Source organism: Agrobacterium vacciniicorymbosi, from assembly GCF_040427045.1.
Lineage (GTDB): Bacteria > Pseudomonadota > Alphaproteobacteria > Rhizobiales > Rhizobiaceae > Agrobacterium.
In genome coordinates this window covers 1-20,600 of record NZ_JBETMF010000023.1, presented here as the reverse complement: position 1 = coordinate 20,600, position 20,600 = coordinate 1, and the positions used below count along the sequence as shown (strand labels likewise).

Annotated in this window: 17 protein-coding genes, 1 tRNA gene and 1 pseudogene; 16 read left to right on the top strand and 3 right to left on the bottom strand. The window is 55.5% G+C overall.

Going from position 1 to position 20,600, the window contains the following annotated elements:
* Together ABUK73_RS23085 and ABUK73_RS23080 are read left to right on the top strand one after the other, a co-directional pair.
* Nucleotides 1–135, top strand: a 135-nt coding sequence (locus tag ABUK73_RS23085) for an EF-Tu C-terminal domain-related protein (protein WP_454892314.1), incomplete at its 5' end; no start/stop codon positions are given.
* Nucleotides 136–370: 235 nt separating this feature from the next.
* Complete coding sequence (locus tag ABUK73_RS23080) at nt 371–1,057, top strand: glycosyltransferase (RefSeq protein ID WP_353579285.1); 687 nt, start codon at nt 371–373, stop codon at nt 1,055–1,057.
* Between the two features lie 38 nt (nt 1,058–1,095).
* Here the strand turns inward: ABUK73_RS23080 and ABUK73_RS23075 are convergent, their stop codons facing one another.
* Nucleotides 1,096–1,911, bottom strand: coding sequence for a hypothetical protein (locus ABUK73_RS23075; RefSeq protein WP_353579284.1), 816 nt, complete (start codon nt 1,909–1,911; stop codon nt 1,096–1,098).
* 165 nt (nt 1,912–2,076) lie between these two features.
* On the opposite strand from ABUK73_RS23075, the gene ABUK73_RS23070 reads away from it, so the two are divergent.
* The 9 genes from ABUK73_RS23070 to rpoC all read left to right on the top strand — a co-directional run bounded on the left by ABUK73_RS23070 (nt 2,077) and on the right by rpoC (nt 14,523).
* Nucleotides 2,077–2,152 (top strand) — tRNA-Trp (locus ABUK73_RS23070).
* 186 nt (nt 2,153–2,338) lie between these two features.
* On the top strand, nt 2,339–2,539 hold the full coding sequence (gene secE, locus ABUK73_RS23065) for a preprotein translocase subunit SecE (RefSeq protein ID WP_042618546.1): 201 nt from the start codon (nt 2,339–2,341) through the stop codon (nt 2,537–2,539).
* 21 nt (nt 2,540–2,560) lie between these two features.
* Nucleotides 2,561–3,091, top strand: a complete 531-nt coding sequence (nusG, locus tag ABUK73_RS23060; protein WP_077123215.1) for a transcription termination/antitermination protein NusG — start codon at nt 2,561–2,563, stop codon at nt 3,089–3,091.
* Between the two features lie 214 nt (nt 3,092–3,305).
* The gene (gene rplK / locus ABUK73_RS23055; protein WP_113090071.1) at nt 3,306–3,737 is read left to right on the top strand and encodes a 50S ribosomal protein L11; all 432 of its coding nucleotides are present in this window, start codon (nt 3,306–3,308) and stop codon (nt 3,735–3,737) included.
* Between the two features lie 2 nt (nt 3,738–3,739).
* Nucleotides 3,740–4,435, top strand: a complete 696-nt coding sequence (rplA, locus tag ABUK73_RS23050; RefSeq protein WP_045232859.1) for a 50S ribosomal protein L1 — start codon at nt 3,740–3,742, stop codon at nt 4,433–4,435.
* A 355-nt stretch (nt 4,436–4,790) separates the two neighbouring features.
* Nucleotides 4,791–5,309: a 50S ribosomal protein L10 gene (gene rplJ, locus ABUK73_RS23045; protein ID WP_062588823.1), complete on the top strand. Its 519-nt coding sequence runs from the start codon at nt 4,791–4,793 to the stop codon at nt 5,307–5,309.
* A gap of 58 nt (nt 5,310–5,367) precedes the next feature.
* Nucleotides 5,368–5,742: a 50S ribosomal protein L7/L12 gene (gene rplL, locus ABUK73_RS23040; protein WP_113090070.1), complete on the top strand. Its 375-nt coding sequence runs from the start codon at nt 5,368–5,370 to the stop codon at nt 5,740–5,742.
* 260 nt (nt 5,743–6,002) lie between these two features.
* Entirely contained in the window at nt 6,003–10,142 is a 4,140-nt protein-coding gene (rpoB, locus tag ABUK73_RS23035) for a DNA-directed RNA polymerase subunit beta (RefSeq protein ID WP_353579283.1), read from the top strand.
* Between the two features lie 172 nt (nt 10,143–10,314).
* Nucleotides 10,315–14,523: a DNA-directed RNA polymerase subunit beta' gene (rpoC, locus tag ABUK73_RS23030; RefSeq protein ID WP_353579282.1), complete on the top strand. Its 4,209-nt coding sequence runs from the start codon at nt 10,315–10,317 to the stop codon at nt 14,521–14,523.
* 114 nt (nt 14,524–14,637) lie between these two features.
* On the opposite strand, the gene ABUK73_RS23025 is transcribed toward rpoC, so the two are convergent.
* The gene (locus ABUK73_RS23025) at nt 14,638–15,498 is read right to left on the bottom strand and encodes a LysR family transcriptional regulator (protein ID WP_353579281.1); all 861 of its coding nucleotides are present in this window, start codon (nt 15,496–15,498) and stop codon (nt 14,638–14,640) included.
* 87 nt (nt 15,499–15,585) lie between these two features.
* Here ABUK73_RS23025 and ABUK73_RS23020 point away from each other — a divergent pair, with 87 nt between their 5' ends.
* Nucleotides 15,586–16,557 (top strand): quinone oxidoreductase family protein, encoded by a 972-nt coding sequence (locus ABUK73_RS23020; protein ID WP_353579280.1) that lies wholly within the window; start codon nt 15,586–15,588, stop codon nt 16,555–16,557.
* A gap of 39 nt (nt 16,558–16,596) precedes the next feature.
* Here the strand turns inward: ABUK73_RS23020 and ABUK73_RS23015 are convergent, their stop codons facing one another.
* A complete protein-coding gene (locus tag ABUK73_RS23015; protein WP_062450737.1) occupies nt 16,597–16,890 on the bottom strand; it encodes a hypothetical protein in 294 nt (97 codons plus the stop codon).
* 521 nt (nt 16,891–17,411) lie between these two features.
* Here ABUK73_RS23015 and rpsL point away from each other — a divergent pair.
* The 4 genes and pseudogenes from rpsL to ABUK73_RS22995 form a co-directional block, all read left to right on the top strand.
* A complete protein-coding gene (gene rpsL / locus ABUK73_RS23010) occupies nt 17,412–17,783 on the top strand; it encodes a 30S ribosomal protein S12 (RefSeq protein ID WP_003507760.1) in 372 nt (123 codons plus the stop codon).
* 77 nt (nt 17,784–17,860) lie between these two features.
* On the top strand, nt 17,861–18,331 hold the full coding sequence (gene rpsG / locus ABUK73_RS23005) for a 30S ribosomal protein S7 (RefSeq protein WP_062450738.1): 471 nt from the start codon (nt 17,861–17,863) through the stop codon (nt 18,329–18,331).
* 27 nt (nt 18,332–18,358) lie between these two features.
* The gene (fusA, locus tag ABUK73_RS23000) at nt 18,359–20,458 is read left to right on the top strand and encodes an elongation factor G (RefSeq protein ID WP_113090066.1); all 2,100 of its coding nucleotides are present in this window, start codon (nt 18,359–18,361) and stop codon (nt 20,456–20,458) included.
* A gap of 65 nt (nt 20,459–20,523) precedes the next feature.
* Nucleotides 20,524–20,600: pseudogene (locus tag ABUK73_RS22995) on the top strand (GTP-binding protein); the annotation flags it as partial.

Genomic DNA, 20,600 nt, shown 5'->3' with positions numbered 1-20,600 from the left:
GTTATGCCAGGCGACAACGTTACCGTTGCTGTTGAGCTGATCGTTCCAATCGCGATGGAAGAAAAGCTGCGCTTCGCGATCCGCGAAGGCGGCCGTACCGTCGGCGCCGGCATCGTGGCCTCGATCGTCGAGTAATCTTTTCCCGTAAGGGAGAAACGAAAGCCCCGCTGGCAACAGCGGGGCTTTTTGTTTTTGCGCTTACATCATTCTGCTCTTTCATAAAAACAGAAGACTGGCATGTTTTTGCCTTTAATGACCTTTTTTGGGCTACGTTGCCTCAACATCGCCTAATATTCTTATGTAGCTTCCGCTAACCGAAGGCGTTGCCTTTCGGAACACAGCCAGCAAATGGCAATCAACGGGAGCGAACATGACTGAGACGGCACGCGTATTTATTGGCTTCGACAGCAAGGAAGTCGTCGCCTACCATGTCTTTTGCCAAAGCATTCAAGAGAAGAGCTCCATTCCAGTAGAGTTCATGCCGATCGCGCTCAGCAATCTCGACGGTGTTTTCACGCGGGAGCGTAATCAGCTCCAGTCAACGGAATTTTCCTTCTCGCGTTTTCTGGTTCCCTATCTGTGCAACTTCGAGGGTTGGGCGATATTTGCCGACTGCGATATGTTGATGCGTTCAGATATCGCCAAGCTCTGGAATATGCGCGATGACCGTTATGCCGCGATGTGCGTGAAGCATGACTATGTTCCAAAGGTCGAAACCAAATTTCTTGGGCAGACCCAGACGAAATACGAGAAGAAGAACTGGTCGAGCTTCATCCTATTCAACAATGCAAAGTGCAGAGCGCTGACCAAGGACTACGTCAACACGGCCACCGGATTGCAGCTTCATCAGTTCAAGTGGCTCGAGTCTGAAGATTTAATCGGAGAAATTCCCGCAAGCTGGAATTGGCTCGTCAACGAGTACGACCATGATCCGGCTGCGGACAATGTCCATTTCACTGATGGCGGTCCGTATTTCGCGGAATACAAGAACGACGATTATGCCGAAGAGTGGTTCGCTACTCGGGAGAGAATGTTGACTGTTGTTCAGCGCGCCTAGTGAGCATATCGCGCAGGCGAGACCGCGCGCATACGCTGCTATTTACGACGTAAGCGCCGGATGAGGTCTTTGATCTTCCGGCGCCATTTCATCTGATCCCAAATCTTGGCGACCCTTCTTTCCATCCCGGTAAAGCGGTTGCCGAGCACCTGAGACGCAGCCATCGCGATCTCTCCCTGATCGAATTCGGGGAAGCGTTTGGAAACGTTCGACAGCCAGTTTTGTGAGGCGGCTGAATCACTTTCTTCCAACCGTCTGATACGGCCTTTTTTCACGAATAGGTGTAGGACGGTCTGCTCGAACGTCCAATCATGTTCCGTATACATATTAAACTGTGTGCCAGCCACACCGGTGAAGCCGCACAGATAAACCTCCGCTTCAGGAATCGATTCAATCAGCCACAGCGCCAGCGCAAAGCCGGTGGTCGGCATTCTTCCTGGCGGATAGAAGTTGTCGAACATGCAATCGAAATCAATGGTGAGTGGGACAAGATCACTCGTGCGCGGGCAGGAAGGTTTTCCTTCGTTCATCCTCACCCTGTCGGCCAGCATGCCAACTTCAGCCTTTAGCCCGTTGGGGAAAAAACTATGGGCGCTATCGAAGTGCTTTTGGGACTTGAGGAAGCGTTTGCCGTTTGCCACCAGTCGGTGACACAAGATTGCGTCATGGGGAAAGGGCGCTTTTAAAACCTTCGCGCATCCGGTGAAAAACACGAAAAGCGTGTCTGGAGGCAAGGCGCCTACGATTTTATCGATGTCAACGCTTTCGCTGTTGGCGATCAGCGCGATTGTGCCGTAATTTTTGAGTAGGTTCGTGAATGCATGTGGTTCCAATGCATTCGAAATTCCCTGCATGATCGTTTCCCAGTTTATGATGTGAAACGAAAATAGTGTTCGCCTTGTCTGGTTCCATCATCTTTGTGAATCTTGAAAAAAACACTTGCCAATAAAGATTCGTGGCCTTAAACGGGCGTCACGGACAACGGTGGACAAAAGAAGTTTGCCGGATTGTTCCGATTTAGGGGTATAGCTCAGTTGGTAGAGCGGCGGTCTCCAAAACCGCAGGTCGTAAGTTCGAGCCTTACTGCCCCTGCCATTCCTCATGCGCAAGCGCGGGCATCGCTGCATGGCAGGTGAGGTGCCGGTATACCCGGTGAAATTCGCCGAATGTCGATTTCCTCTTGTTTAATTGGGAATCGGCGTTTATGTAGGTCAAAACAGACACGCGGTGCGTGGGGCTGATCAGTATCGGCTTTACGTGCCGTAATTGCGTGGGCAGTCAATGGCATCCAAAACCAATCCGTTTACGTTTCTGCAGCAGGTTCGCGCCGAAGCGTCGAAGATCACTTGGCCGTCGCGCCGCGAAACGATGATTTCCACGGCTATGGTGCTGGTAATGGTCATCTTCGCGGCACTGTTCTTCTTTGCGGCTGACCAGCTCATTGGCTGGTTGCTCAGTCTCGTTCTGAGCGTCGGCCGGTAACGAATTGAGCGGAGAGTAAAGATGGCAGCGCGTTGGTATATCGTTCAGGCGTATTCGAACTTCGAGAAGAAGGTCGCTGAGTCGATTGAGGAAAAGGTCCGTCAGAAGGGTCTTGATCACCTATTTGAAAGAATCCTCGTGCCGACCGAAAAGGTTGTCGAGGTGCGTCGCGGTCGCAAGGTCGATAGTGAGCGTAAGTTTTTTCCAGGTTACGTGCTGGTGCGCGCCAACCTGACGGATGAGGCCTATCACCTCATCAAGAATACGCCCAAGGTCACGGGTTTCCTGGGTTCGGATAACAAGCCTGTTCCGATCCCTGATTCTGAAGCAGACCGTATTCTCGGTCAGGTTCAGGAAGGCGTTGAACGTCCGAAGTCTTCGGTTTCGTTCGAGATCGGCGAGCAGGTTCGCGTTTCCGATGGTCCGTTCGCATCGTTCAACGGTGTGGTTCAGGATGTCGATGAGGAGCGTTCGCGCCTGAAGGTGGAAGTATCGATCTTTGGTCGTGCGACACCTGTCGAGCTGGAATACGCTCAGGTCGAGAAGGTCTGACAAGATTTCGAAAGGCGCATGCGCCTTTCATTCAATTCATCGGTGAGTGTCTGCAAGTCGTTGCTTTCTCACTGGTGTGATGCGGCAAGTCCGCATAACGCGTGGAAGATTTCCTGGCTCTTAGCCGGGGCAGGGATCGCACCACGCAACCGCAGCCGCCGGAATTTCCGGCATAGGAGCCGGGAAACCGGTTCGATTTGAAAGGCAGAGAGATATGGCTAAGAAAGTTGCAGGCCAGCTCAAGCTTCAGGTCAAGGCAGGATCGGCAAACCCGTCCCCGCCAATCGGCCCGGCGCTTGGTCAGCGTGGCATTAACATCATGGAATTCTGCAAGGCGTTCAACGCCGCTACGCAGGAAATGGAAAAGGGTATGCCGATCCCGGTCGTCATTACCTATTACCAGGACAAGTCCTTCACGTTTGCTATGAAGCAGCCGCCAATGACCTATTGGCTGAAGAAGGAAGCAAAGATCACCTCCGGTTCCAAGACGCCTGGTAAGGGCGCCAAGGTCGGCTCGATCACCAAGGCTCAGGTCAGAACTATTGCCGAAGGCAAGATGAAGGATCTGAACGCAGCCGACATCGAAGGCGCAATGGCGATGGTTGAGGGCTCTGCCCGCGCCATGGGCCTGGAAGTGGTAGGTTGATCATGGCTAAGCTTGCAAAGCGCGTACAGAAGATCCGCGAAGGCGTGGATTCGAAGACACTTTACGTCCTGACCGACGCCATTTCGATGGTTAAGGAACGGGCTGTCGCCAAGTTCGACGAAACCGTTGAAGTTTCCATGAACCTCGGCGTTGACCCACGTCACGCGGACCAGATGGTTCGCGGCGTTGTCAACCTGCCGAACGGCACAGGCCGCGACGTTCGCGTTGCTGTTTTTGCTCGTGGCGCCAAGGCTGATGAAGCCAAGGCTGCTGGTGCAGACATCGTCGGTGCTGAAGACCTGCTCGAAATCGTTCAGGGCGGCAAGATCGACTTCGACCGCGTTATCGCGACCCCTGACATGATGCCGCTCGTCGGTCGTCTCGGCAAGGTTCTCGGCCCACGCGGCATGATGCCGAACCCTAAGGTCGGTACGGTTACGATGGACGTTGCTGGAGCTGTCAAGGCTTCCAAGGGCGGCGCCGTTGAATTCCGCGTCGAAAAGGCCGGTATCGTTCATGCTGGCATCGGCAAGGCTTCCTTCGATGCCAAGGCGCTCGAAGAAAACATCAAGGCTTTTGCTGACGCCGTCATCAAGGCAAAGCCAGCTGGCGCCAAGGGTAACTACGTCAAGCGCGTAGCGATCTCCTCGACCATGGGTCCGGGCGTTCGCATCGAGCCTTCGTCGGTCACCGCATAATCATTCGCCGCGTCTCCCAGGAGGCGCGGCAAAAAAGATTTCCGGTTCGCAAGAGCCGGGAATTTCCAGGGCAACCTGGAACTCCTGTCCGAGATTGCTGGCGGTCCATTTCCTTCGGGATTTAGGCCTTAATCATTAGCCTGCATGAGACGGGTAAGGCCCGGATTTTCGCATCCAAGGATGCTTAATAATCCGGTTCGAACCTGATGTGCCTGTGCCTGAAGCCGTTTGCGGCGACAGAGCGGGGGACAGGATCCTCAAGCGTCGCTTGAGATTTTGGCAACAAAGTCTCTTGAGGCAAAGGCAAACCCGATGGGTGCACATTCAGTGTGTTCTCATCTACTGGAGACAGACAGTGGAAAGAGCGGAAAAACGCGAATTCGTCACGGAGCTGAACGAAGTCTTCAAGGCTTCCGGTTCAGTTGTCGTGGCCCACTATGCTGGTGTCACAGTTGCGCAGATGAACGATTTTCGTTCGAAAATGCGTGCTGCTGGCGGCACCGTCAAGGTCGCGAAGAACCGCCTGGCCAAGATCGCTCTTCAGGGTACGGAGTCGGAAGGGATCATCGATCTCTTCAAGGGACAGACGCTGATTGCATACAGCACTGACCCTATGATTGCTCCGAAAGTCGTCATGGATTTCGCAAAGACCAACGACAAAGTCGTTGTTCTGGGCGGCGCCATGGGAGCAACCACGCTCAACGCAGATGCAGTCAAGTCGCTTGCGACCCTGCCGTCGTTGGACGAGCTGCGCGGAAAGCTGCTGGGCCTACTCAACGCCCCTGCAACGCGCATCGCTACGGTTGTTTCGGCACCGGCAAGTCAGCTTGCTCGCGTGTTCTCGGCATACTCCAAGAAGGACGAAGCCGCTTAAGGCGGTTTTTCGCTGTAAATATTCAAACCGGTTCGAACCGAATTAAAGGAACTATAACATGGCTGATCTCGCAAAGATCGTTGACGACCTCTCCGCTCTGACAGTTCTGGAAGCTGCTGAGCTTTCCAAGCTTCTCGAAGAAAAGTGGGGCGTTTCCGCTGCTGCTCCTGTAGCAGTTGCTGCTGCTGGCGGCGCTGCTGCAGCTCCTGCTGAAGAAGAAAAGACTGAATTCGACGTCATCCTGACGGACGCTGGCGCTAACAAGATCAACGTCATCAAGGAAGTCCGCGCTATCACAGGTCTCGGCCTGAAGGAAGCTAAGGACCTCGTCGAAGGCGCACCTAAGGCTGTTAAGGAAGCTGTTTCCAAGGCTGAAGCTGCTGACCTCAAGAAGAAGCTTGAAGACGCAGGCGCCAAGGTTGACGTTAAGTAATCTTGGAATGTTTTGGGAGGTGGTGCTTGCACCGCCTCCTGATTTCATTTCTACCGAACTTTTTACCCAAAAGCCGCGTGAAAATGGCTTTTGGGTAATGGGTTCTTCAAGAGAATGGTTTCGAACCGCGCTGTACAGGCAATCCGGCCTTACAATTCGGGACGTGAAACGAGATTGAAGACACTCATTGGATTGACGGGATCGACTGGCCAGCGGTTCCCGTCCGTTGCAGGCCCGGATGCAATTTTAAAGGAGCGACGATGGCTCAGACCCTTTCGTTTAACGGTCGCAGGCGCGTACGCAAGTTTTTCGGCAAGATTCCAGAAGTAGCGGAAATGCCGAACCTCATTGAGGTTCAGAAGGCTTCGTACGACCAGTTTCTCATGGTTGACGAGCCCAAGGGCGGTCGTCCCGACGAGGGATTGAATGCCGTATTCAAATCCGTATTCCCGATCACCGACTTCTCCGGTGCGTCCATGCTGGAATTCGTTTCTTACGAATTCGAAGCACCGAAGTTCGACGTCGAGGAATGCCGTCAGCGCGATCTGACCTACGCAGCGCCGCTCAAGGTGACGTTGCGCCTCATCGTGTTCGATATTGATGAAGATACGGGCGCGAAGTCCATCAAGGACATCAAGGAACAGTCCGTCTACATGGGCGACATGCCGCTCATGACCAACAACGGTACGTTCATCGTCAACGGCACCGAGCGCGTTATCGTGTCTCAGATGCACCGTTCGCCGGGCGTATTCTTCGACCACGACAAGGGCAAGAGCCACTCTTCCGGCAAGCTTCTGTTTGCTGCCCGCGTCATTCCGTATCGCGGTTCCTGGCTCGATATCGAATTCGACGCCAAGGATGTCGTCTACGCACGTATCGACCGTCGCCGTAAACTGCCTGCAACATCGCTTCTGATGGCGCTTGGCATGGACGGCGAAGAAATCCTGTCGACCTTCTACACCAAGGCAAATTACGAGCGCGACGGCGAAGGCTGGCGCTTCCCGTATCAGGCCGACGTGCTGAAGGGTGCCAAGGCTATCACCGAACTGGTTGATGCCGACACGGGCGAAGTCGTTGTCGAAGCCGGTAAGAAGCTGACCCCGCGTCTGCTGCGTCAGCTGTCCGACAAGGGCCTCAAGTTCCTGAAGGCGACGGATGAAGACCTCTACGGCAACTATCTGGCCGAAGACATCGTCAACTACGAGACAGGTGAAATCTATCTCGAAGCTGGCGACGAAATCGACGAGAAGACGCTGAAGCTCATCCTCGACTCTGGTTTCGATGAGATTCCGATCCTCAACATCGACCACGTCAATGTTGGCGCCTACATCCGCAACACGCTGGCTGCAGACAAGAACGAGAACCGTCAGGAAGCTCTGTTCGACATCTACCGCGTCATGCGTCCGGGTGAGCCACCAACCATGGATTCGGCTGAAGCCATGTTCAACTCGCTGTTCTTCGATAGCGAGCGCTATGACCTGTCGGCTGTTGGCCGCGTCAAGATGAACATGCGTCTCGACCTTGATGCAGAAGACACCGTGCGCACACTGCGCAAGGAAGACATCCTGGCTGTCGTCAAGATGCTGGTCGAACTGCGCGACGGTAAGGGCGAAATCGACGATATCGACAACCTCGGCAACCGTCGTGTTCGCTCCGTCGGTGAGTTGATGGAGAACCAGTATCGTCTGGGTCTGCTGCGCATGGAACGTGCGATCAAGGAACGTATGTCCTCGATCGAAATCGACACCGTGATGCCGCAGGATCTGATCAACGCCAAGCCAGCAGCAGCTGCCGTTCGCGAATTCTTCGGCTCCTCGCAGCTGTCGCAGTTCATGGACCAGGTGAACCCGCTTTCGGAAATCACCCACAAGCGCCGTCTTTCGGCTCTTGGACCAGGTGGTCTGACCCGCGAGCGCGCAGGCTTCGAAGTCCGCGACGTTCACCCAACCCACTACGGCCGTATTTGCCCGATTGAAACGCCGGAAGGCCCGAACATCGGTCTGATCAACTCGCTTGCAACCTTTGCCCGCGTCAACAAGTACGGCTTCATCGAAAGCCCGTACCGCAAGATCATCGACGGCAAGGTTACGACTGACGTGATTTACCTCTCCGCTATGGAAGAGGCGAAGTACTACGTCGCACAGGCGAATGCCGAGCTGGACGCTGAAGGCGCGTTTACGGAAGAGTTCGTTGTTTGCCGTCACTCCGGCGAAGTTATGCTTGCTCCGCGTGACAACATCAACCTGATGGACGTTTCGCCGAAGCAGCTGGTTTCGGTCGCTGCGGCTCTCATTCCGTTCCTGGAAAACGACGACGCCAACCGCGCTCTCATGGGCTCGAACATGCAGCGTCAGGCCGTTCCGCTTCTGCGTGCCGAGGCTCCGTTCGTCGGAACCGGCATGGAGCCGATCGTTGCCCGTGACTCCGGCGCTGCCATTGCAGCCCGTCGTTCCGGTGTTGTCGATCAGGTGGATGCGACCCGTATCGTTATCCGTGCAACCGAAGACCTCGATGCAGGCAAGTCCGGCGTTGATATCTATCGTCTGCAGAAGTTCCAGCGCTCCAACCAGAATACCTGCGTCAACCAGCGTCCGCTGGTCGCCGTCGGCGACATTCTGAACAAGGGCGACATCATCGCTGACGGTCCTTCGACCGACCTCGGTGACTTGGCACTTGGCCGCAACGCGCTCGTCGCGTTCATGCCTTGGAACGGTTACAACTACGAAGACTCGATCCTGATGTCCGAGCGCATCGTCTCCGACGACGTGTTCACCTCCATCCACATCGAAGAATTCGAAGTGATGGCCCGCGACACCAAGCTTGGTCCTGAAGAAATCACGCGTGATATTCCGAACGTTTCGGAAGAAGCGCTGAAGAACCTCGACGAAGCCGGTATCGTTTACATCGGTGCGGAAGTTCAGCCTGGCGATATCCTCGTCGGCAAGATCACGCCGAAGGGTGAAAGCCCGATGACGCCGGAAGAAAAGCTTCTGCGCGCCATCTTCGGTGAAAAGGCTTCCGACGTTCGCGACACATCCATGCGCATGCCTCCGGGCACGTTTGGTACGGTCGTTGAAGTTCGCGTTTTCAACCGTCACGGCGTCGAAAAAGACGAACGTGCGATGGCTATCGAGCGCGAAGAGATCGAACGTCTTGCCAAGGACCGTGACGACGAGCAGGCCATTCTGGACCGCAACGTCTATGGTCGTCTGATCGAGATGCTGCGCGGACAGGTTTCCATTGCCGGTCCAAAGGGCTTCAAGAAGGGCGTCGAGCTTTCGAACGCTGTCGTATCCGAATATCCCCGCTCGCAGTGGTGGATGTTCGCTGTCGAAGACGAAAAGGCTCAGTCCGAGCTGGAAGCGCTTCGCGGTCAGTACGACGAATCCAAGTCGCGCCTTGAACAGCGCTTCATGGACAAGGTCGAGAAGGTTCAGCGCGGCGACGAAATGCCTCCTGGCGTCATGAAGATGGTCAAGGTCTTCGTTGCTGTGAAGCGCAAGATCCAGCCGGGCGACAAGATGGCTGGCCGTCACGGTAACAAGGGCGTTGTCTCGCGTATCGTGCCTGTTGAAGATATGCCGTTCCTGGAAGATGGTACGCATGTCGACATCTGCTTGAACCCGCTGGGCGTGCCTTCGCGCATGAACGTCGGTCAGATTCTCGAAACGCATCTCGCATGGGCTTGCGCCGGTATGGGCAAGAAAATCGGGAATATGCTTGAAGAGTATCACAAGTCGCTCGACATCACCGACCTGAAGCGCGAGCTGACGGAAGTGTATGCCAGCCAGGCCAAGGACGAAGTCTCGCAGTTCGACGACGAGTCCCTGATCCGTCTTGCCGAGCAGTCCAAGAAGGGCGTTTCCATTGCAACGCCGGTCTTCGACGGTGCGCATGAGCCTGACGTTGCAGAAATGCTGAAGAGAGCCGGTCTCAATGAGTCGGGTCAGTCTGTTCTGTACGATGGTCGTACCGGTGAAACCTTCGACCGTAAGGTCACCGTTGGCTACATGTACATGATCAAGCTGAACCACTTGGTCGACGACAAGATCCACGCTCGTTCGATCGGTCCTTACTCGCTCGTTACTCAGCAGCCGCTGGGTGGTAAGGCGCAGTTCGGCGGTCAGCGCTTCGGGGAAATGGAAGTCTGGGCTCTGGAAGCTTACGGCGCAGCTTACACGCTGCAGGAAATGCTCACCGTCAAGTCGGACGACGTGGCGGGCCGTACCAAGGTTTACGAAGCAATCGTCCGTGGCGACGATACCTTCGAAGCCGGTATTCCAGAGAGCTTCAACGTTCTCGTCAAGGAAATGCGCTCGCTGGGCCTCAGCGTCGAACTGGAAAACTCCAAGCTCGACGACGCCAACGCAGCGGATCAGCTGCCTGACGCGGCGGAATAAGAAACAGAAGGGCAGGCACTCAATGTGCCTGCCTGTTTCGCCCGAGGGTCGTGACCCAAGGGTAGAAACTTCCGCCGCATTTTGCGGTTAATCATGTTTTAGGCATTGGTCGGTGATCGGCACAGCACCGCGCCAGATGCAAGCAAGGGGCCAAACCCCTAAGGAGACAGGCATGAACCAAGAGGTCATGAACCTTTTCAACCCGTCGGTACCGGCGCAGCATTTCGATTCCATCCGGATTTCGATTGCGAGCCCGGAAAAAATCCTTTCCTGGTCTTATGGCGAGATCAAGAAGCCGGAAACCATCAACTACCGTACGTTCAAGCCAGAGCGTGACGGTCTTTTCTGCGCGCGTATTTTCGGACCGATCAAGGACTATGAGTGCTTGTGCGGCAAGTACAAGCGCATGAAGTACAAGGGCATTATCTGCGAAAAGTGCGGCGTTGAAGTTACGCTGTCGCGCGTTCGCCGTGAGCGCATGGGCCATATCGAACTGGCCGCGCCCGTTGCCCATATCTGGTTCCTGAAGTCGCTTCCTTCGCGTATCTCGACATTGCTCGACATGACGCTGAAAGATGTGGAGCGTGTTCTCTACTTCGAAAACTATATCGTCACGGAACCAGGCCTGACGTCTCTGAAGCAGAACCAGCTTCTGAACGAAGAAGAATACATGATCGCCGTCGATGAATTCGGCGAAGATCAGTTCACCGCCATGATCGGCGCTGAAGCCATCTATGAAATGCTGGCTTCGATGGACCTCGAAAAGATCGCGGGCGACCTTCGCACCGAGCTTGCCGAGACCACATCGGATCTGAAGCAGAAGAAGTTCATGAAGCGTCTCAAGATCGTTGAGAATTTCATGGAGTCCGGCAATCGTCCCGAGTGGATGATCATGAAGGTTGTTCCAGTCATTCCGCCGGACCTGCGTCCGCTGGTTCCGCTGGATGGTGGCCGCTTCGCGACCTCCGACCTGAACGATCTCTATCGTCGCGTTATCAACCGTAACAACCGTCTGAAGCGTCTGATCGAGCTTCGCGCGCCTGGCATCATCATCCGCAACGAAAAGCGTATGTTGCAGGAATCCGTCGATGCGCTGTTCGACAACGGCCGTCGCGGTCGCGTCATCACGGGTGCCAACAAGCGTCCGCTGAAGTCGCTGTCCGACATGCTCAAGGGCAAGCAGGGCCGCTTCCGTCAGAACCTTCTCGGCAAGCGCGTCGACTATTCCGGTCGTTCGGTTATCGTGACGGGTCCAGAATTGAAGCTGCACCAGTGCGGTCTGCCAAAGAAGATGGCGCTCGAACTGTTCAAGCCATTCATCTATGCCCGCCTCGACGCGAAGGGTTACTCCTCCACCGTCAAGCAGGCCAAGAAGCTGGTTGAAAAAGAAAAGCCGGAAGTTTGGGATATCCTCGACGAGGTCATCCGCGAGCATCCTGTGCTGTTGAACCGCGCACCGACGCTGCACCGTCTGGGTATCCAGGCCTTCGAACCCATGCTGGTCGAAGGCAAGGCCATCCAGCTGCATCCGCTCGTCTGCACGGCCTTCAACGCCGACTTCGACGGTGACCAGATGGCTGTTCACGTCCCGCTGTCGCTCGAAGCGCAGCTGGAAGCACGCGTGCTGATGATGTCCACCAACAACATCCTGCACCCTGCAAACGGTCAGCCGATCATCGTTCCTTCGCAGGACATGGTTCTCGGTCTCTACTATCTGTCGATCATGAACCAGAACGAGCCGGGCGAAGGCATGGCCTTCTCCGACATGGGCGAACTGCACCATGCTCTGGAAAACAAGGTCGTCACGCTGCATGCGAAGATTCGTGGCCGCTTCAAGACCGTGGATGCCGATGGCAAGCCGGTTTCGAAGATCTATGAAACAACGCCTGGTCGTATGATCATTGGCGAGCTTCTGCCGAAGAACGTCAACGTTCCTTTCGAAACCTGCAACCAGGAAATGACCAAGAAGAACATCTCCAAGATGATCGACACGGTCTACCGTCATTGCGGCCAGAAAGACACGGTCATCTTCTGCGACCGCATCATGCAGCTCGGCTTTACCCATGCCTGCCGCGCCGGTATTTCCTTCGGCAAGGACGACATGATCATTCCAGAAACCAAGGTAAAGATCGTCGGTGACACCGAAACCCTGGTCAAGGAATACGAACAGCAGTACAATGACGGCCTGATCACTCAGGGCGAAAAGTACAACAAGGTCGTTGACGCCTGGGGCAAGGCTACCGAAAAGGTCGCTGAAGACATGATGGCCCGCATTAAGGCTGTCGAGTTCGATCCAGAGACCGGTCGTCAGAAGCCGATGAACGCCATCTACATGATGTCCCACTCCGGTGCGCGTGGTTCTCCGAACCAGATGCGTCAGCTGGGCGGTATGCGCGGCCTCATGGCCAAGCCATCGGGCGAAATCATCGAAACGCCGATCATCTCCAACTTTAAGGAAGGTCTGACCGTTAACGAGTACTTCAACTCGACCCACGGCGCCCGTAAGGGTCTTGCAGACACGGCCTTGAAGACGGCGAACTCCGGTTACCTGACACGTCGTCTCGTTGACGTCGCGCAGGATTGCATCGTCAACTCCGTGGATTGCGGCACCGATAAGGGCCTCACCATGACTGCCATCGTTGATGCCGGTCAGGTCGTTGCTTCGCTCGGCGCACGTATCCTTGGTCGTACGGCTCTCGATAACATCGACAACCCGGTTACTGGCGAAAACATCGTCAAGGCTGGCAAGCTGATCGACGAAGCCGAAGTGGCGATCATCGAAAAGGCTGGCATCCAGTCCGTTCGCATCCGCTCTGCTCTGACCTGCGAAATCCAGGTCGGTGTCTGCGGCGTCTGCTACGGTCGTGACCTTGCACGCGGTACGCCTGTCAACATGGGCGAAGCCGTTGGCGTTATCGCCGCTCAGTCCATCGGTGAACCGGGCACGCAGCTTACCATGCGTACCTTCCACCTTGGCGGTACGGCTAACGTGGTCGACCAGTCGTTCCTGGAAGCGTCTTACGAAGGCACGATCCAGATCAAGAACCGCAACAGCCTGCGTAACTCCGAAGGCATTCTCATCGCGATGGGCCGTAACATGTCCGTCACCATTCTCGATGAGCGTGGCGTCGAGCGTTCCTCGCAACGTGTTGCCTACGGTTCTAAGCTGTTCGTGGATGATGGCGACAAGGTCAAGCGCGGCCAGCGTCTGGCAGAGTGGGACCCTTACACCCGTCCAATGATGACGGAAGTGGAAGGTACTGTTCACTTCGAAGATCTGGTCGATGGTCTCTCCGTTCTCGAAGCGACCGACGAATCCACCGGTATCACCAAGCGTCAGGTTATCGACTGGCGTTCGACACCGCGTGGTTCGGACCTCAAGCCGTCCATCGTCATCAAGGATGCTTCCGGCACCGTGCTGAAGCTTTCCCGTGGTGGTGAAGCCCGCTTCCAGCTGTCGGTTGACGCTATCCTGTCGGTCGAGCCTGGTCAGAAGGTCTTCCAGGGTGACGTGCTTGCACGTTCGCCGCTCGAAAGCGCCAAGACCAAGGACATCACCGGTGGTCTGCCGCGTGTTGCCGAACTCTTCGAAGCGCGTCGTCCGAAGGATCACGCTATCATCGCAGAAATCGATGGTACGATCCGTCTGGGCCGCGACTACAAGAACAAGCGTCGCGTTCAGATCGAGCCTGCGGAAGATGGCGTCGAGCCAGTCGAATACCTGATCCCGAAGGGCAAGCCCTTCCACCTTCAGGAAGGCGACTACATCGAGAAGGGCGAGTACATTCTCGATGGTAACCCGGCACCGCACGACATTCTGGCGATCAAGGGTGTAGAGGCTCTGGCTTCCTACCTCGTGAACGAAATCCAGGAAGTTTACCGCTTGCAGGGCGTTGTCATCAACGACAAGCACATCGAAGTGATCGTGCGCCAGATGTTGCAGAAGGTGGAAATCACCGATGCAGGCGACTCGCATTACATCGTTGGCGACAGCGTTGATCGCATCGAGATGGAAGACAACAACGATCGTCTGATCGACGAAGGCAAGAAGCCTGCCTATGGCGACCCGGTTCTTCTGGGTATCACCAAGGCATCGCTGCAGACGCCATCGTTCATCTCGGCTGCTTCGTTCCAGGAAACCACAAAGGTTCTCACGGAAGCTGCAATCGCCGGCAAGACGGATACGCTGCAGGGTCTGAAGGAAAACGTCATCGTCGGCCGCCTTATCCCAGCTGGTACCGGTGGCACCATGACCCAGATCCGTCGCATCGCCACAAGCCGCGACGATCTCATCATCGAAGAGCGCAAGAAGAGCACCGGCTCCTCTTCCGCAAACCAGATGTTGCAGGACATGACAGACAAGGCTCCAGCTGCCGAGTAACGGCGGTTGGGGTAGGGGCCTCGAGAGGCTCCGTCTGATGTAAATGAAAACGCCCGGAGTGATCCGGGCGTTTTTGTTTGGACTTTCGAGCCAACATCACTTGGCACGCGACGATTATCCTTCAACGGATTGTCGTTTCGAAAAGGTTTGCTTCAAGGCGTCGATAACGACTCGGATCGTCGCCGTTTCCTTGATTTCGGAGTGAACAACCAGCCAGATTTCCCGCACGATTTCCGGGCCATCCTCGATAATATGTAGGCAATCGTTTTTCGCTATGACGAAGTCGGGAAGTATCGCTACGCCGCCGCCCAGTCTCGCTGCCGATGCCTGAACGTCAAGTACGGAGGAGCGGATGGCGATCGATCGCCCGGCTGCGTAGGTTGCAAGGTGAATCTCTTGCGGCGACGCATTCATGCTGTCGTCGTAGCCAATGAAAGTCCAGTTGGCCGCAGATACAGTTTTCAGATATGTCTCTGTGGCATAAAATCGGAAAGTCAGCATGCCGAGCTTTACGATTGAGTAATCACCCCTATCCGGGCGGGATAGACGTATCGCGATGTCGGCTTCCCTTTGACTAAGTGAGGCAAACCGGGTTTCCCCCAACAGCGTCAACGCCAATTCGGGGTAACGACGCCGAAGTTTTACGAAAGGTTCTGCCAGAAGTGCGGATGAAAGAGCTGGGGGAGCGCTGATCTTGACATGGCCACGCATGCTCCCGGCACCTGTTCGTCCTATCTGGGTGATGGTAGCCGTCTTTTCGAGTATGGAAGCCGCTTCTCTCGCCACCTCCTCCCCATGAACCGTGAGAAGGATGCGCCCGCCCCGCCGGTCTACAAGTTTCAGGCCAAGACTGGTTTCCAGCGCGGCTACTCTGCGGCTCACAGTCGCATGCTCGACGCCGATCTCCCGGGCTGCTCCGAGCAATGTTCCCGTTTGCGCAAGAGCAAGGAAATGCCTGATATTTTCCCAATCCATATGTGAAAAATTTCCCAATTTATGTTTGATAATAGGGAATTTTTGCGCAACCTGCCAGCGTGTAGTCTCCTAAAAAAGGAGAATAGAATGACAGATCGTATCATAACTCTGGAGGGGCCGGGCGGCGTGGACAAGTTCCGTGTAGATCGTCAGACGCTTGTCGCTCCGCTCGATCATGAGATCAGAATTCGTCACCAAGCTATCGGGACGAACTTTTTGGATATTTATCACCGGAAAGGCATTTATACACTTCCCTCTTATCCGGCAGTTATAGGCGCGGAGGCCGCAGGCATTGTCGACGCAGTGGGGCGTGACGTCACGGACATCAAGCCGGGAGATCGCGTAGCCTATGCTGGGCCGCTGGTTGGCGCATACGCTACTACGCGAACCATACCTGCAGAAAAGGTGATCATACTGCCGTCAGACATCCCCGCCAAAGTGGCAGCCAGTTCCCTTCTTAAAGGAATGACGGCATTCATGATGTTGGAATGTATTTGCTCGGTAAAAGAAGGCGATACTATCCTCATCCACGCCTCCGCTGGTGGGCTTGGAGGCCTGTTGGTACGTTGGGCAAGATCACTTGGCGCTACTGTCATAGGCACCGCTAGTTCAGCCGCGAAGGCAGCGGTCGCGGTATCTCACGGCGCAAACCACGTGATTGTGGGAAGAGATGTAGACCTTGTCGCGGAGGTAAGGGCCTACACCCACGGTGAGGGCGTCAGTATAGCTTTTGACGGGATAGGCGCCGATATGTTGGTGAAAAGTATACGCGCGACAAGGCCGTTTGGCACAGTGCTGACAATCGGCCAGGTGGCAGGACCCATTCCGCCAATCGCGGTCGAAGAGTTAAGGCCCGGAAAAACTCTGTGCCATCCCAGCATCATGGCGTGGTGCGGGGATCATGAGCGGTTTAAGAAAGCTGCACAGGCCGCAATTCGCGCCATGGAGGCGGGGCTTACATCCAGCATCGCGGCTACATTCGATCTCGGACAGGTGGCTCAAGCGCACCAAATGATGGAGCAAGGGGAAAGTTCAGGAAGTATTCTTCTTATACCGTAAGCGAGAGGGGCGCGCAGGATAGCAGCGCGCCCAACTGCCTCATGCAAACCGGATAATCGCCACTTCGCCCTCAAGCGCGCCCTGATAGGCAGACGCGTGGGGCTCTTCGTCGGGAGCGTCCGTCAGCATGCCGATCTGGTCGAGGTCGGCTTCCAGGAAGCCTTCTTCGGAAAGGGCGTTCAGCGCTTCGCGTACGGCGCTGTCGTCGTCCGGTGCGCTGAGAATGACGTGGATGTCGATGCCTTCGTCGCCTTCACGCTCATAGGCCTTGCCGATGACGATGAACACCATGGCATCGTCGCGTCCGTTGTCGTTGTCTGGTTCTGTAATCATGACGCGATTCCTTTTCTGGCTATGATTGTGTGGCATATGAGGAAGGTGCGGCCGCTGGCCTTGCTTCTTCTTTGCCCTCAAGGGAATCAATAGACGGCTTTTGTGAAAAGCCAAAGGCCGGAATGGGAAAAGCATGCGCGGGGAGGGGCTTTATGTTAAAAGCGTTTCGAAATCCTGTACGCTAGGGGTTCCCAGCCCGCCGCGCGGGTACTAAATGCGGATTCACCCTTGACGAAAGCGGGGTAAAACAGTAGTACGCCCGCCATCGGAGCCAATGTGAGGTCTGGCCGTCTGGAACGACTCGTTCTGGAGATCACCTCAAACAAGGGTCCAAAAACACGTACGAGACACGAATGTTGCACGCACGACGTATGATTTACGTCCTCTGCATTGAGTGGTCCATCCGTGAAAACCGGATCGGGCCACGTTTTGCGCATGAGACTATGCGTGCGTCGTTGCCGGAAACGGTATAACCGCCATCCGAGAGGGTGGCTAAAGTAGTTTTTGCAAGGGATGGTTATATGCCTACCGTAAACCAGCTGATCCGTAAGCCACGTCAGGCACAGGTAAAGCGTAATAAGGTTCCTGCTCTGCAGGAAAACCCACAGAAGCGTGGCGTTTGCACCCGCGTTTACACAACGACCCCTAAGAAGCCTAACTCGGCTCTTCGTAAGGTTGCCAAGATTCGCCTGACCAACGGCTTCGAAGTCATCGGCTACATTCCTGGTGAAGGCCACAACCTTCAGGAGCACTCCGTTGTCATGATCCGTGGCGGCCGCGTAAAGGACTTGCCGGGCGTTCGTTACCACATCATCCGTGGTGTTCTCGATACGCAGGGCGTCAAGAACCGTAAGCAGCGTCGTTCGAAGTACGGTGCAAAGCGTCCGAAGTAATTCGGTTTAACAAATTCCGGCGCTGCGCGAGGTTCTCCGCGTGGTAAAGCGTCATTCAAAGTTGAGAGACAAATAGTATGTCCCGTCGCCATAGTGCAGAAAAGCGTGAGATCAACCCGGATCCAAAGTTCGGTGATCTGATCGTTACCAAGTTCATGAACGCCATCATGCTTCACGGCAAGAAGTCGGTCGCAGAAAGCATCGTTTACGGCGCGTTCGACGTCGTTCAGGGCAAGACCAAGGCAGAGCCGCTCGGCATCTTCCATTCGGCCCTCGACAACGTTGCTCCGCACGTCGAAGTGCGTTCGCGCCGCGTTGGTGGTGCTACCTACCAGGTTCCGGTCGATGTTCGCCCAGAGCGCCGTCAGGCTCTCGCGATCCGCTGGCTGATCGCTGCTGCGCGCAAGCGCAACGAAACGACCATGGTCGATCGCCTTTCCGGCGAACTCATGGACGCAGCGAACAACCGCGGTTCCGCAGTCAAGAAGCGCGAAGACACGCACAAGATGGCCGACGCCAACCGCGCATTCTCGCATTACCGCTGGTAATCTAACCGATCCGAAAGGCAGTCCGTTATGGCTCGCGAATATAAAATCGAAGACTACCGCAATTTCGGTATCATGGCGCATATCGACGCCGGCAAGACGACCACTACCGAGCGTATTCTTTATTACACCGGTAAGTCGCACAAGATCGGCGAAGTTCACGATGGCGCAGCCACGATGGACTGGATGGAGCAGGAGCAGGAACGTGGTATCACCATCACGTCCGCTGCTACGACGACCTTCTGGAAGGGTCGCGACGGCAAGATGCGCCGTTTCAACATCATCGACACCCCCGGCCACGTTGACTTCACGATTGAAGTTGAGCGTTCGCTGCGCGTTCTCGACGGTGCTATTGCTCTTCTCGATGCCAACGCCGGTGTAGAGCCACAGACGGAAACCGTCTGGCGCCAGGCAGAGAAGTACAATGTTCCGCGTATGATCTTCTGCAACAAGATGGACAAGACCGGTGCTGACTTCTACCGTTCGGTAGAAATGATCAAGACCCGTCTCGGCGCCATCGCAGTCGTCATGCAGCTCCCGATCGGTGCAGAAACCGAGTTCAAGGGCGTTATCGATCTGATCGAGATGAACGCACTCATCTGGCGCGACGAGTCTCTCGGCGCTCAGTGGGACGTCGTTGAAATCCCAGAAGACATGAAGGCCAAGGCAGACGAATATCGCGAAAAGCTGATCGAGACTGTTGTCGAGATCGACGAAGAAGCGATGGAAGACTACCTGAACGGCAAAATGCCTGACAACGACAAGATCCGTGCGCTCGTTCGCCGCGGCACCATCGACGTGAAGTTCCACCCGATGTTCTGCGGTACTGCGTTCAAGAACAAGGGCGTTCAGCCTCTGCTCGACGCCGTTTGCGATTACCTGCCTTCGCCGCTGGACATTCCTGCGATCAAGGGCATCGACTTCAAGACCGAAGCCGAAATCGAGCGTCATGCAGATGACTCCGAGCCGCTTTCGATGCTTGCGTTCAAGATCATGAACGACCCCTTCGTTGGTTCGCTAACGTTCGCACGTATCTATTCGGGCAAGCTCGAAAAGGGCACGTCTGTCATCAACACGGTCAAGGACAAGCGCGAGCGCGTCGGCCGTATGCTTCAGATGCACTCCAACTCCCGTGAAGACATCGAAGAAGCCTTTGCTGGCGACATCGTTGCTCTCGCAGGCCTCAAGGAAACCACAACAGGCGATACGCTTTGCGATCCTCTGAAGCCGGTTATCCTCGAGCGTATGGAATTCCCTGAGCCGGTCATCCAGATCGCTATCGAGCCGAAGACCAAGGGCGACCAGGAAAAGATGGGCCTTGCGCTCAACCGCCTGGCAGCTGAAGATCCTTCGTTCCGCGTCAAGACGGATGAAGAATCCGGTCAGACGATCATCGCTGGCATGGGCGAACTTCACCTCGACATTCTCGTTGACCGTATGCGTCGCGAGTTCAAGGTTGAAGCCACCGTCGGTGCTCCGCAGGTTGCTTACCGTGAAACCATCACGCGTCAGCACGAAGAAGATTACACACACAAGAAGCAGTCCGGTGGTACCGGTCAGTTCGCTCGTGTTAAGATCATCTTCGAACCGAACCCAGATGGCGAAGAGTTCAAGTTCGAGTCCAAGATCGTTGGTGGTGCTGTTCCGAAGGAATACATCCCGGGCGTTCAGAAGGGTATCGAAAGCGTTCTGTCTTCCGGTCCTCTGGCTGGCTTCCCGATGCTGGGCGTCAAGGCAACCCTGATCGACGGCGCATACCACGACGTTGACTCCTCGGTTCTGGCGTTCGAAATCGCATCGCGTGCCTGCTTCCGTGAAGCAGCGAAGAAGGCTGGTGCACAGCTTCTCGAGCCGATGATGAAGGTCGAAGTCGTCACTCCTGAAGATTACGTCGGCGACGTAATCGGCGATCTGAACTCGCGTCGCGGTCAGATCCAGGGTCAGGAAAGCCGCGGTATTGCCGTTGTCATCAACGCGCACGTTCCGCTGGCCAACATGTTCAAGTACGTCGATAACCTGCGCTCCATGTCTCAGGGCCGCGCGCAGTATTCGATGACCTTCGATCATTATTCGCCGGTTCCGAGCAACGTTGCTCAGGAAATCCAGGCAAAGTACTCCGGTCAGAAGTGATCGGGGTACGCCCCAAACGAATTTAGAGTTTATTCCCGTTACGGGATCAGAATGGAGAGCCACTAATGGCAAAGAGCAAGTTTGAGCGCAATAAGCCGCACGTCAACATTGGCACGATCGGTCACGTTGACCACGGCAAGAC

Bases quoted from the DNA above. Each gene is read 5' to 3' on its own strand.
- ABUK73_RS23075 (WP_353579284.1), bottom strand. From the start codon at position 1,911: ATGCAGGGAATTTCGAATGCATTGGAACCACATGCATTCACGAACCTA.
- rpoC (WP_353579282.1), top strand. From the start codon at position 10,315: ATGAACCAAGAGGTCATGAACCTTTTCAACCCGTCGGTACCGGCGCAG.
- secE (WP_042618546.1), top strand. From the start codon at position 2,339: ATGGCATCCAAAACCAATCCGTTTACGTTTCTGCAGCAGGTTCGCGCC.
- ABUK73_RS23020 (WP_353579280.1), top strand. From the start codon at position 15,586: ATGACAGATCGTATCATAACTCTGGAGGGGCCGGGCGGCGTGGACAAG.
- ABUK73_RS23025 (WP_353579281.1), bottom strand. From the start codon at position 15,498: ATGGATTGGGAAAATATCAGGCATTTCCTTGCTCTTGCGCAAACGGGA.
- rpsG (WP_062450738.1), top strand. From the start codon at position 17,861: ATGTCCCGTCGCCATAGTGCAGAAAAGCGTGAGATCAACCCGGATCCA.
- rplA (WP_045232859.1), top strand. From the start codon at position 3,740: ATGGCTAAGCTTGCAAAGCGCGTACAGAAGATCCGCGAAGGCGTGGAT.
- ABUK73_RS23080 (WP_353579285.1), top strand. From the start codon at position 371: ATGACTGAGACGGCACGCGTATTTATTGGCTTCGACAGCAAGGAAGTC.
- rplK (WP_113090071.1), top strand. From the start codon at position 3,306: ATGGCTAAGAAAGTTGCAGGCCAGCTCAAGCTTCAGGTCAAGGCAGGA.
- nusG (WP_077123215.1), top strand. From the start codon at position 2,561: ATGGCAGCGCGTTGGTATATCGTTCAGGCGTATTCGAACTTCGAGAAG.
- fusA (WP_113090066.1), top strand. From the start codon at position 18,359: ATGGCTCGCGAATATAAAATCGAAGACTACCGCAATTTCGGTATCATG.
- rpoB (WP_353579283.1), top strand. From the start codon at position 6,003: ATGGCTCAGACCCTTTCGTTTAACGGTCGCAGGCGCGTACGCAAGTTT.
- ABUK73_RS23015 (WP_062450737.1), bottom strand. From the start codon at position 16,890: ATGATTACAGAACCAGACAACGACAACGGACGCGACGATGCCATGGTG.
- rplL (WP_113090070.1), top strand. From the start codon at position 5,368: ATGGCTGATCTCGCAAAGATCGTTGACGACCTCTCCGCTCTGACAGTT.
- rpsL (WP_003507760.1), top strand. From the start codon at position 17,412: ATGCCTACCGTAAACCAGCTGATCCGTAAGCCACGTCAGGCACAGGTA.